At 69.7% G+C, this 11,662-nt stretch carries 10 protein-coding genes and 1 pseudogene; 5 read left to right on the top strand and 6 right to left on the bottom strand.

The features are described from left to right. From FNH08_RS31655 to FNH08_RS31640, 4 genes and pseudogenes are all read left to right on the top strand, one after another. A pseudogene (locus FNH08_RS31655) lies at positions 1-356 on the top strand (hypothetical protein); the annotation flags it as partial. An 82-nt stretch (positions 357-438) separates the two neighbouring features. Continuing rightward, the gene (locus tag FNH08_RS31650) at positions 439-861 is read left to right on the top strand and encodes an acyl-CoA thioesterase (RefSeq protein ID WP_322725836.1); all 423 of its coding nucleotides are present in this window, start codon (positions 439-441) and stop codon (positions 859-861) included. Positions 862-1,013: 152 nt separating this feature from the next. Beyond that, positions 1,014-3,227, top strand: a complete 2,214-nt coding sequence (locus FNH08_RS31645) for an alpha-N-acetylglucosaminidase (RefSeq protein ID WP_152774958.1) — start codon at positions 1,014-1,016, stop codon at positions 3,225-3,227. Positions 3,228-3,321: 94 nt separating this feature from the next. Next, positions 3,322-4,146, top strand: a complete 825-nt coding sequence (locus tag FNH08_RS31640; protein WP_322725835.1) for a chitosanase — start codon at positions 3,322-3,324, stop codon at positions 4,144-4,146. A gap of 20 nt (positions 4,147-4,166) precedes the next feature. Here the strand turns inward: FNH08_RS31640 and FNH08_RS31635 are convergent, their stop codons facing one another. The 6 genes from FNH08_RS31635 to FNH08_RS31610 form a co-directional block, all read right to left on the bottom strand. Then, complete coding sequence (locus tag FNH08_RS31635) at positions 4,167-5,540, bottom strand: 8-oxoguanine deaminase (RefSeq protein WP_152774957.1); 1,374 nt, start codon at positions 5,538-5,540, stop codon at positions 4,167-4,169. 11 nt (positions 5,541-5,551) lie between these two features. Then, a complete protein-coding gene (gene pucL, locus FNH08_RS31630; protein WP_152774956.1) occupies positions 5,552-6,457 on the bottom strand; it encodes a factor-independent urate hydroxylase in 906 nt (301 codons plus the stop codon). Between the two features lie 4 nt (positions 6,458-6,461). Beyond that, on the bottom strand, positions 6,462-6,875 hold the full coding sequence (gene uraH / locus FNH08_RS31625) for a hydroxyisourate hydrolase (RefSeq protein WP_152774955.1): 414 nt from the start codon (positions 6,873-6,875) through the stop codon (positions 6,462-6,464). After that, a complete protein-coding gene (gene uraD / locus FNH08_RS31620; RefSeq protein ID WP_322725834.1) occupies positions 6,872-7,390 on the bottom strand; it encodes a 2-oxo-4-hydroxy-4-carboxy-5-ureidoimidazoline decarboxylase in 519 nt (172 codons plus the stop codon). Before uraD ends, uraH begins: the two co-directional genes overlap by 4 nt. Before the next feature lie 84 nt (positions 7,391-7,474). Beyond that, positions 7,475-8,476 (bottom strand): amidohydrolase family protein, encoded by a 1,002-nt coding sequence (locus FNH08_RS31615; RefSeq protein ID WP_228034471.1) that lies wholly within the window; start codon positions 8,474-8,476, stop codon positions 7,475-7,477. A 71-nt stretch (positions 8,477-8,547) separates the two neighbouring features. Beyond that, positions 8,548-10,194, bottom strand: a complete 1,647-nt coding sequence (locus tag FNH08_RS31610) for an FAD-dependent oxidoreductase (RefSeq protein WP_152774953.1) — start codon at positions 10,192-10,194, stop codon at positions 8,548-8,550. Positions 10,195-10,374: 180 nt separating this feature from the next. On the opposite strand from FNH08_RS31610, the gene FNH08_RS31605 reads away from it, so the two are divergent. Beyond that, on the top strand, positions 10,375-11,634 hold the full coding sequence (locus FNH08_RS31605; protein WP_152774952.1) for a cytochrome P450 family protein: 1,260 nt from the start codon (positions 10,375-10,377) through the stop codon (positions 11,632-11,634). Positions 11,635-11,662: the final 28 nt, after the last annotated feature.

Raw genomic sequence — 11,662 nt, 5'->3', positions numbered from 1 at the left:
GCCCGGCCCGCACCCGTGAGGTGCACAGCGCGTGGCAGGGGCTGCTGGAGCTGCGCCGGATGACCAACCCGGCCGGCGCCACGGACCGGCCCTGCGGCTGGGAGCGCACGCACCTGGTGCGGGCCGCCGCGCTCGCGCTGGAGGCCGCGGGCCACAGACCGGCGACGGGCACCGACGAGGCCGGTTACCGGGTCCGGGCCACCCCGCAGCCGGAGGCCGTCTCCGTGCGCGACCCCGACGTCACCGCGCTACGGGCCTGCGCGGCCACACTCGAGCATGCGGGCTGGCAGGTCAGCGAGCACGCGGAGCCACGCACCGGAGTGCGGTACGTGCTGGCCTCACCGCGCCGGGCATGAGGCCCGCCCGCCCGTCGCCACCGCCCTGAAAGGGCTTACGGTACTGGGGAGTTGGAGTGATCTCGTCAACGAAGGGAACTCAGTGACCGAGCCGTATGCCGTCAAGGTGACCGTCCGCGGGTACGAGACCGATGTTCTGGGGCACCTCAACCAGAGCGTCTACCTACAGTACGCGGAGCACGCCCGCTGGTCGTTGCTGGAGGACGCCGGCATCAGTTCGAGCGAGCTGCTCGCCAAGAGCATCGGTCCGGTGGTGCTGGAGCAGACCGTCCGCTACCGGCGGGAGCTGCGCGCGGGCGACGAGACGGAGGTGACGTGCTCGTTCGCGTGGGGCGAGGGCAAGACGTACCGGATCGAGCAGACGATACGGAAGACGGACGGCACGGTCGCCGCCGAGATCACGGTGTTGTGCGGACTGATGGACCTCAAGGAACGCAGGCTCGTGGCGGACCCGCGTGGGGCCCTGGAAGCGATGGCGTCCGACGCGAAGGTCTTCGGTCTCTGATCCCTGCGAGGGTTCACGGCTGGTTCATCAGGTGGCAAGTTGATCCGTTCAGCCCGGCTTCTCCCCCTTGTGGCCGTGTGTCGGTGCGGAAGTGGTGTCGCGGCGGGTACGCCTCTCGACGGCGTTCCCCCACCCGCGACCCCGGAGACACCATGCCGCTCGCCCGCCGTGCCCTTCTGACCGTCCTCGCCGCCGGTTCGGCCGGAGCCGCCGTCGGCTGCACGTCGGCCGGTGCGGCCCCGACGGACGACGCGCCCGGGAAGGAGTCCGCCGGGGTGTCCGCGGCGAGGTCGGCGGCCCGGCGGCTGCTGCCCCGCCACTGGGAGCAGATCACGTTCCGCACGGAGGGTGTGCGTGACACCTTCCGCGTGTCGGGAGGCAAAGGCCGCATCACCGTGTCCGGCGACACCCCGGCGACCCAGCTCACCGGGCTCAACTGGTACTTGCGGCATGTCGCGTACGCCGACATCAACTGGGCCGGCGAGCAGACCAACCAGCTCCCCGGCGACCTCCCGGGCCTCGACGGCACCGTCACCCGCCGCGCCAACGTCCCGCACCGCTTCGCCCTCAACGACACGAACGACGGCTACACGGGCGCGTACCTCGACTGGGCGTACTGGGAGCACGAGCTCGACGTCCTGGCCCTGCACGGCTACAACGAGATCCTCGTCTACACGGGCGCGGACGCTCTGTACCACCGGCTGTTCCAGGAGTTCGGGTACCAGGACGAGGAGCTGAGAGCGTGGATCCCGGGGCCGGCCCACCAGCCCTGGTGGCTGCTGCAGAACTGCTCCGGCTTCCCGCACCCCGTCTCCCGGCAGCTCCTGGACGCCCGCGCCGCTCTCGGGCGCCGGATCGTCGACCGGGTGCGGGAGCTGGGCATGACGCCCGTGCTCCCCGGCTACTTCGGGACGGTCCCGCCCGGTTTCGCCCAGCGCAACCAGGGCGCGCGCACCATCCCGCAGGGCGACTGGATGGGTCTCGCCCGCCCCGACTGGCTGGACCCGCGCACGGACCAGTTCGCCCGGGTGGCGGAGGCGTTCTACCGCGTGCAGAGCGAGATGTTCGGTGGTCCGTCGACGCTGTACAAGATGGATCTGCTGCACGAGGGCGGGGACCCCGGTGACGTGCCCGTCGCGGAGGCGGCGAAGGGTGTCGAGCGAGCCCTGCGGAAGTCCCGGCCCAGCGCCACCTGGGTGATCATCGGCTGGCAGCGCAACCCGCCGCGCGCGCTTGTCGACGCCGTCGACAAGCGGTACATGCTCGTCGTCGACGGTCTGTCCGACCGCTTCCCCACGGTCACCGACCGCGAGGCCGACTGGGGCGACACACCGTACGCCTTCGGCTCGATCTGGAACTTCGGCGGCCACACCGCACTCGGCGCGAACACCTCGGACTGGGCCGCGCTGTACGAGAAGTGGCGCACCAAGGACGGCAGCAAGCTGCACGGCGTCGCGCTGATGCCGGAGGCCGCGGACAACAACCCGGCCGCCTTCGCCCTCTTCTCCGAACTCGCCTGGCGGACGGGAGAGTTGGACCTGAAGAAGTGGTTCGCCGAATGGGCCCACGCCCGCTACGGCGCCCGTGATCCGCACGCCGAGGCCGCGTGGGACGTCCTGCGCCGCACCGCGTACGGCACCACACGCGCCGACCGGTGGAGCGAGCCCTCGGACGGTCTGTTCGGAGCCCGTCCGGCACTGAACGCCGTCAGGGCGGCCCGCTGGTCCCCCAAGCAACTCCGCTACGACGCGGCCGACTTCGAGCCCGCGCTCACCGAACTGCTCAAGGTGCGCCCGGAGCTGCGCAAGTCCTCGGCCTACCGTCGCGACCTCCTCGACGTGGCCCGCCAGGCCCTGTCCAACCGCAGCCGCGTCCTCCTCCCGGACCTCAAGAAGGCGTACGACGCGGGAGACGACGCCCGCTTCGGCGAGCTGGCGGACACGTGGCTGTCCCTGATGGACCTCCTCGACCGGCTGCTGGCCACCGACTCCCAGCACCTGCTGGGCCGTTGGGTGGCGGACGCGCGCTCCTGGGGCGCGAGTGCCGAGGAACGGGAGCAGCTCGCGTACGACAACCTCTCGCTGCTGACCGTGTGGGGCACCCGCGCGGGCGCGGACGCCGGCCTGCGGGACTACGCCAACCGCGAGTGGGCGGGGCTGGTCGGCGGGCTGTACCGGCTGCGCTGGTCGACGTACTTCACCGAGCTGAAGGCCGCCCTGCGGGAGGGCCGGGAGCCGAAGAAGACGGACTGGTTCGCGCTGGAGGACCGCTGGGTCCGCGACCCGGGCCCGCTCGCGACCCGGCCGACCGGCGACACGTACGAGCTCGCCACCCAGGTCCGGGACCGGCTCACAGCGCTCCCCTAGCAGGTCACAGCGACCTGCTACGGCACACCCACGGCATTCCCACTCCGGCGCGCGACCCTCAACCACCGCCTCGAAGCGCCTACTTGGAGACAACGTGCCGTTGCTGCCCACCCGACCCGCACCCCGCCGCCTGCTGCTGGCGGCGCTGGGTGCCTCCCTGCTCGCCGCCCCGTCCCTGGTGGACCAGGCGGCTGACGCGGCCACGACCACCACCGGGCTCGACGACCCGGAGAAGAAGGACATCGCCATGCGGCTGGTGTCCAGCGCGGAGAACTCCTCTCTGAGCTGGGAGGAGCAGTACGCGTACATCGAGGACATCGCCGACGGGCGCGGCTACACCGGCGGGATCATCGGTTTCTGCTCCGGTACGAGCGACATGCTGGCCCTGGTCGAGCTCTACACCGAACGCGTCCCGGACAACCCGCTCGCCCCCTACCTCACCGCCCTGAGCGCGGTGGACGGCAGCGATTCCCACGAGGGCCTGGACCCCGGTCTGCCCACCGCCTGGAAGAAGGCCGCCGCGACCGCGGCCTTCCGCAAGGCCCAGCGCGACGAGCGGGACCGCGTGTACTTCGACCCGGCGGTCGAGAGCGGCCGGGAGGACGGCCTCGGCACACTCGGCCAGTTCGTCTACTACGACGCGCTGGTCATGCACGGCCCCGGCACCGACACCCTCAGCTTCGGCGGCATCCGTACCCGCGCCCTGAAGGAGGCCGCAACCCCCGCTCAGGGCGGCGACGAGACGGCGTACCTGCACGCCTTCCTCGACGCCCGTGTGTGGGCCATGCGCCAGGAGCCCGCCCACACCGACACCTCCCGCGTGGACACGGCCCAGCGCGTGTTCCTGAACGCGGGGAACCTCGACCTGGACCTTCCGCTCAAGTGGGCGGTGTACGGGGACAGTTACGAGATCACCTGAGGGACAGCGTCTGGGGTGAGTCAGCCACGCGCCCCGATGTCGGCGAGGCGCCGCGCCTCGGTCCGGGTGGAGCGGGCTACGGCGTCCTCGTCGACGCGCAGCAACCGGCCGTCCTCCACGATCTGCTCGCCGCCCACGAAGGAGGCCGTGACCGGTGCGGGCGCCCCGAGGACGAGCGCGGCCACCGGGTCGGCGATCGACGCGTGGGCCAGGGTGTCCATCCGCCACAGCACCAGGTCGGCGAGCTTGCCGGACTCCAGGGAGCCGATCTCCCGCGCCCGGCCCAGGACCTGAGCGCCACCGTACGTGCCGAGCCGTAGTGCCTGGCGGGCGTTCAGCGCGGCTTCCCTGTGCGGCCCGAGACGGTTGATCAGCAGGGCGTTGCGGAGCTCGGTGTGCAGTTCGCCGGACTCGTTGGACGCGGTGCCGTCGACGCCGAGGCCGACGGGGACGCCGGCAGCCAGCATGTCGGGGACCCGCGCGATCCCGGCCGCCAGCCGGGCGTTGGAGGAGGGGCAGTGGGCCACCCCCGTCCTCGTCCGGGCGAAGGCGGCGATGTCGGAGTCGTTCATGTGGACGCAGTGCGCCATCCACACGTCCTCGCCGAGCCAGCCGGTGGACTCGAAGTAGTCGGTCGGGCCCATGCCGAACAGCTCGTGGCAGAACTTCTCCTCCTCCACGGTCTCCGAGCCGTGGGTGTGCAGCCGCACCCCGAGACGGCGGGCCAACTCGGCGCCCTCACACATGAGTTCGGTGGAGACGGAGAAGGGCGAGCAGGGGGCGACGGCCACCTGGGTCATGGCGTCGAAGGAGGCGTCGTGGTGTTCGTCGACGGTGGCCTCGGTGGCGGCGAGGGCGCCTTCGAGGGTCTCGACGGCGAAGTCCGGGGGCAGCCCGCCGTCCTTCTCGCCGCGGTCCATCGAGCCCCGGGCGAGGGTGAAGCGGACGCCCGTCTCACGGGCGGCGCGGATGATGGAGCCGGACAGGTCGCCGGAGCCCTTCGGGAAGACGTAGTGGTGGTCCATCGCGGTGGTGACACCGCCGCGGGCCATCATCGCCAGGGAGCCCTGCGCCGCCGCGTACGTCATCCGCTCGTCGATGCGCGCCCAGATCGGGTAGAGCGCGACGAGCCAGTCGAACAGGTTGTGGTCGGTGGCCAGGCCGCGGGTGATCCACTGGTAGAAGTGGTGATGGGTGTTGACCAGTCCCGGGGTCACCAGATGGCCGGTGGCGTCGATGCGGCGGACGACGTTGTCCAGGTCCCCCGGGGCCCTGCCCGCGCCGAGCGACTCGATGCGGTTGCCGGCGAGGACGACGTGCCCGGAGTCGTACTCGGTGTCGTGCGGGTCGACGGTCGCGATCGCGCAGTTCTCGATGACGATGCGCTGTGCCATCTTGTCAGTCCTCACAGGTTGGTCAGGTCCTCCGGGATCCGCGCGTCGCACCCGTCCCGCAGGACGGTGGCCTCTATCAGGCCGTACGGGCGGTCGGCGGCAAAGTAGACGGCTGAGTCGGCGGTGTCGTTCTTCAAACCGAACGGCGCGAGATCCACCAGGAAATGGTGCTTGTTGGGCAGGGAGAAGCGGACCTCGTCGATCTCCGGACGGCGTTCGACGATCCTGGAGCCCATGGCGTACAGGGTCTGCTGCAGGGACAGCGAGTACGTCTCGGCGAAGGCCGCCAGCAGGTGCTTCCGGGTCTCCTCGTAGGACTCGTCCCAGTCGGGCACGGGCTGTGTGTCGTCGGTCCAGTTGAAGCGCCAGCGGCCGGAGACCTCGGTGGCCAGAACGCGGTCGTACGCCTCCGGAAGGGTCGTGTACTTGTCCTTGACGTAGCCCCAGAACTCGGAGTTCGTCGAGTTCATCACGGTCAGGTCCTTGAGGCCGGAGACGACCTCCCACGCCCCTCCGTCGTCGTGCGTGATCTGGGCGAGCCGCGTTTCCCGGCCCGTGCGGACGAAGGAGTGCGCGCCCTCACCGCTGTGCTCGACGCGCTCCCAGGCGTACTCCTCGATGCGTATGCGGGCCCGGTGGATCGCGGGCTGGGAGGTCACGAAGTGGCGGGCGAGGTGGACGCCGAACTGCTCGGCGGACTCGATGCCGTACTGCTTGGCGAAGGCGTACACCGTGTTCTTGGTGGTGTCCGTCGGCAGGACGCTGGCGTTCGAGCCGGAGTAGTGGACCTCGTCCATGTCGCCGCTCAGCGCCACCGACACGTTCAGGTCCTTGATGTGGTGGGTGGCGCCGTCCCGCGTGATCCTGACGACTCGGTTCTCGGCCTTGCCGTACTGGTTCTGTCCCAGGGTGGGCATGGAGCTAGCTCCCTCGGTATACGGAGTAGCCGAACGGGTTGAGCAGCAGCGGTACGTGGTAGTGCTCACCGGGCGTCACGGCGAAGGTGACCGTGACCTCCGGGAAGAACGCGCCGCTGTCCCGATTCGCGGGGGCGTCCTGCTGCGCATCGGCTTGCTTCTTCTCGAACTCCTTCTCGAAGTACGGTTCCACCGCGAAGTCGAGCCGTACGTGGGTGGTCCCCTCCGGCAGGGCGGGGAGGTCCTTGCACCGTCCGTCGGCGTCGGTCGCGGCGGCGCCGAGCGCCTGCCACTCGGCGTCCCGGCCGGCTCGGGCGGCGAGGTGGACGGTGACGTCCTGGGCGGGTCGGCCGACGCTGGTGTCCAGGATGTGTGTGGAGACCGAACTCCTGGGCCGGGCCGCGCTGCTGGTGCTCATGCGGGTGCGTCCTCTTCGGCGAGTCGGGTGAGCCGGATGCGGTTGATCCTGCCCAGCTCGGTGCGGACGATCTCCCGCTCCCGGTCCGGCGAGTTGCCGATCCGTTCCCTGACCGCGTCGCGCATCTGCTCGCCGGTGAGCCCCGTCGCGCAGATCAGGAAGACATGGCCGAACCTCTCCTGGTAGGCCAGGTTCAGTTCCAGCATCTCGGCCTTGAGCTCGTCGGAGGCGCCGGCCATGCCGCGCTGCTCCCGGGCCGAGGCCGGGTCGCCGGGCCTGGGGCGGCCGATGGGCGGGTGCCCGGACATCGCCTCCTGGAGGTCCGCGACGTTCAGTTCCGCCATGGCGGCGTCATTGGCGCGCACGAGGTCGTCGGTCGTCGCGTACGGCCGCGCCGCGAGCAGCCTGCGCCCCCACTCCGCCGAGGCGCACGCCTCACGCAGCAGCGTGGTGGCCGCACGCTCGTCCAGGGCGTTGAACCGCGCCAGGCCCGGCAGGGAAGAACTCGAAGTCACGGGGCCTCCGCGGCATGTCGCTGGACGGGCTGTGCGAACAGCTAACGCCCTCCGGCGACACGACGTCAACAGTTTGTTGAAAAATCAGGGGCTCACGCCCAGCAGGCGCAGGGCGTTCTCACGGTTGATCCCTTGGAGTTGCTGGTCGGAGATGGCGGGGTCGTTGTCGAGGGCGGGTGTCGTGATGTCGGTGACCACGTGTCCGGGGGTGGGCGGCCAGTCCGTGCCGAAGAGGATGCGGGCGGGGTCCACGGTGGCCATCAGGGTGGGCGTGGCCGAGGGGGACATGGGGCCAGCCGTGTCGAAGTAGAACCGGTGCAGGTAGTCACGGACCCGGCCCGGTTCGATCTCGGGGGTGAGGCGCCCGCCGAAGAGTTCGAGCCGGGTGGCGATGTAGGGCAGGAAGCCCCCTCCGTGCGGGAGGACGAAGGTGAGGTTCGGGTAGCGGTCCAGCGTGCCGTTCTTGATCAGGTTGATGGCGGCGCGCGTGGTGTCCATGAGGAAGTCGCAGACGAACGGAGGCATTCCCGGCAGCCCCGCACCGGGGTCGTTCCCCGCCGGAACCTCCATGGGGTGGGTGCTGATGACCGCGGACCGCTCGTCCAGTTCCTTCAGCAGGCGGTCATGGCTGTCGTCGCCGAGGTAGACGCCGTTCATGCTCGTTCTCGTGCTCACTCCGACGGCACCGAGTTCGTCGAGACCGTAGGTGAGGCTCCACGAGGAGAGTTCCAGGTCGTCGAGGAACACGGGGGTGAAGAACCTGAAGCGCGTGGGATGGCTCGCGACGACGTCGGCCGCTGCCCGCAGGGCGACGCGCGCGCTCTCCTGGCGCTCCGCGCGCTCGCGGAGACGGCCGAGCATCGCCACCGTCATGACGGCCGTGCCGATGCCCGCCTTGTCCATGACGTCCAGGGCCGTGGCCAGGTCCCAGCGCGTCCACCAGGGCAGCTTCTCGCGGTGGACGACGCCTCGCTCCTCTGCCCAGTCCAGCCAGGCCGGTGCGGTGAAGTGGTGGTGGACGTCCACCCGGCCGTCCTGGAACTGGCCGTCCTGGAACTGAGGGTCTCCCGCGAGCGCCATCGCCATGTCCTCTTCTCTGCTTCTTTGCTGCTCTGCTTCCCTGCAGTGCGTGTGTGGGGGGGGATTCCGGGGAGCGCTCAGTCGCGGCAGAGCACCGTCCGCAGTACGTTCGCCAGCAGGCGATCGGCATGGGGCATCTCGGTGTGCGCCCGCCATGCGACGAAGCCGTCCAGGCGTACGAGGACGGCACCGTCCTCGGATGCGCCGTGCCACTTCGCCCAGTCGGCGTCCGGCTCGGGAACGAGGTCGCAGTCAGGGCCGTTGCCCACGAGGTACGCCTCGACGGGAACCCCCAGGGTTTCGGAGGCCGTTTCTGCCGCGCTCCGCCACGCCTGGCCCCTGGGCCCGGAGAGAAGGACGAAGGAACGCTCGTACAGGTCCAGCGTGGAGATCCTGACGCCGTCTCTGGTGACCCACATGTGCGGGGCGCGGGTGCCTGGTTCGCCGCCGAGTTCGAACGTCTCCGGAACCACCGGTCGCCCCGGGGAGGCACCCGTGACGGCGTTCGACGCGTACCGGTAGCAGAGCGCGACGGTCATGAGGTCCGCCGGGTCGTCGTTCCGTCCCGCCGCGGGGCTGAATCCCGGGTGCTGCTCCTCGATCGCCTGCAGACACGCCCGCTCGATGGTCGCGACGGCGGCAGGCCGTCGTTCCTGCTGGTAGGTGTCCAGCAGAGGCATGCCCGCCCATCCGCGGAGTACCGAGGCCAGTTTCCAGGCGAGATTGTGCGCGTCCTGGATTCCGGTGTTGGAACCGAACGCCCCGGTGGGCGGCATCTCATGTGCCGAGTCACCGGCCAGGAAGACCCGGCCCTGTCCATAGCTGTTCGCGACCCGGCTGGACGCGTGCCAGGGCGCCTTACCCGTGATGTCCACATCGATGTCCGGAACCCCGGCGGCCGCACGAATGTGCGCCACGAGTCGGTCGTCGCTGAAGTCCTCCAGGGATTCTCCACTGTCCGGAGACCAGGGAACATGGATCACCCATCGCTCGTCGTTGTCCACCGGCAGCAGAGCCCCTTCGCCCTGCGGATCGGTGATATAGCAGACGACGAATCTCTTTTCCCCGATGCAGTCCTTCAGCTTCTTGCTCCGGAAGGTGACGCTGACATTGTGGAAGAGTTCACCGGGTCCTGACTGGCTGATCTCCAGAGAATTCCGGACCGGACTCCTGGGGCCATCGGCAGCCACCAGGAAATCAGCGTTCACGGTGTAGGTGTCACCGGTTTCCCGGTCCCTCATCCGGGCCTGGACTCCTTCTTGGTCCTGAGTGAAGGAAAGCATCTCCGTGCCGAAGCGGACATCGCCGCCCTGCCCGCGGGCGTGGTCCAGCAGCACCGGCTCGAGATCGTTCTGGCTGCACAGGCACCAGTTGGACGAACTGACCCGCGAGACGTCCATGCCGGCGGAGATGTCCCGGATGATCCAGCGGCGCTGCGGCCCGGCGAGGGTGGCCACCTGAAGGACGCCTTCGTTTCGGGCGAGAGCGGCAGCTGCCTCCCGGATACGCGGTTCCAGCCCGGCAGTCCGGAAGATCTCCATGGTGCGGACGTTGTTCCCGCGGCCGCGTGGGTGCGTCGATGTCCCGGCATGGCGCTCCACGAGCATGTGCTCGATTCCCAGGCGTCCCAGGAACACCGAGGTGGAAAGACCCACCAGGGATCCGCCCACGACGAGGACCGGTACAGATTCCGCTGCGCGTCCGCTCACTGATTTCCCATCCATCCGGCGGGGCCCAGTCCGAGAGTCGAGGACCAGCCTGTCCATCAGTGTTAGCAATGGGTACGGACGCACGCGACCGGAGCGGCTCATATGGCCCAGCGACGTTTACTTCACGGTGCCGCCCGGGAAACGGTGACCCCACAACCACAGCCACCTCCGGCGACTCGACCCCTGGGAATAGCCATGACGGAAGCGTTCGCGTCTGAGGAAATGTCATCCGATGAGGCCGCGGCCGCGGCGTCGTCCTGCGGTCGGGAGTTCCGGGCCAATCCCTATCCCGTCTACGCCACGCTCAGGGCGACGGCACCCGTGTGTCCGCTGTCGCCTCCCCATGGGGTCGAGACGTTCCTCATCACCCGGTACGACGACGCCCGTGCCGCCCTGGCCGACCCTCGTCTGAGCAAGGACATGTACGGCGCCATCGACGCCTACCACCGCATCTTCGGTGACTCGTCGATCGCCCTGGACGACAACATGCTCTTCTCGGACCCTCCGAAGCACACCAGGCTCCGCAGGATCGTCGGCAGCACCTTCACCCCGAAGAGGGTGGAATCACTGCGTCCACGCGTCCAGGAGATCACCGAGGAGTTGCTGGACCGGTGCTCGGCCTCGGAGGCCGTGGACCTGCTGCCGGAGTTCTGCTTCCCGCTGCCGCTCGTGGTGATCTGCGAGCTTCTGGGCGTCCCGGAGAACGAGCGCAAGCAGGCCCACGCGTGGTCCAGCACCGTCGCCCGGACAGGTTTCGGTCCGGAGGCGCGAAAGGCGCTGGAGATCGCCGAGGGCAATCTGCGCGACTATCTGGTGGACCTGATCGCGCGGAAACGGCGGGAGCCGGACGAGGGCCTGCTCAGCGCACTCGTCACGGCGCAGGACCAGGACGGCGCGCTCACCGACCACGAACTGGTCTCCACCGCGTGGGTGCTGCTCTTCGCGGGCCACAAGTCGACCGCGTACCAGATCGGCAACGCCGTGTACCACTTGCTCGCCCAGCCGGACCAGAAGCGTCTGGCGCTCCAGGACACGAGGTCCATGGCCGCGGCCATCGAGGAGATCTTCCGGTTCGAGACCTCCGTGGAGAACTCGACGTTCCGGTACGCGAAGGAGGACCTCGTGATCCGCGACCAGCTCATCCCCAAGGGTGCGCTCGTCCAGATCTCGATCGCCGCGGCCAACCGCGACCCCGAGGCCTTCCCCGAGCCGGACCGCATGGACGTCGAACGCCCGAACGTCCAGGCGGACCACCTGACGTTCGGCGTCGGCCCGCACTACTGCGTCGGCGCCCCGCTGGCCCGGCTGGAGATGCAGATCGCCCTCACCACGCTCTTCGAGCGGTACCCGCACATGGCCCTGGCCGAGGCGCCGGAGGACGCACGCTGGCTGACCGTTCCGTTCCCCGCGTTCCGCGGGCTGGCGGAGCTCCCGGTCGTCCTCGAACCGTCCTGATCGGACGCGGGGGGGGGGAGCCGGGGGG

Source organism: Streptomyces spongiae, from assembly GCF_009377185.1.
GTDB lineage: Bacteria > Actinomycetota > Actinomycetes > Streptomycetales > Streptomycetaceae > Streptomyces > Streptomyces spongiae.
Note: the sequence above shows the minus strand (reverse complement) of the source record. Positions and strands in the feature narration are given on the sequence as shown.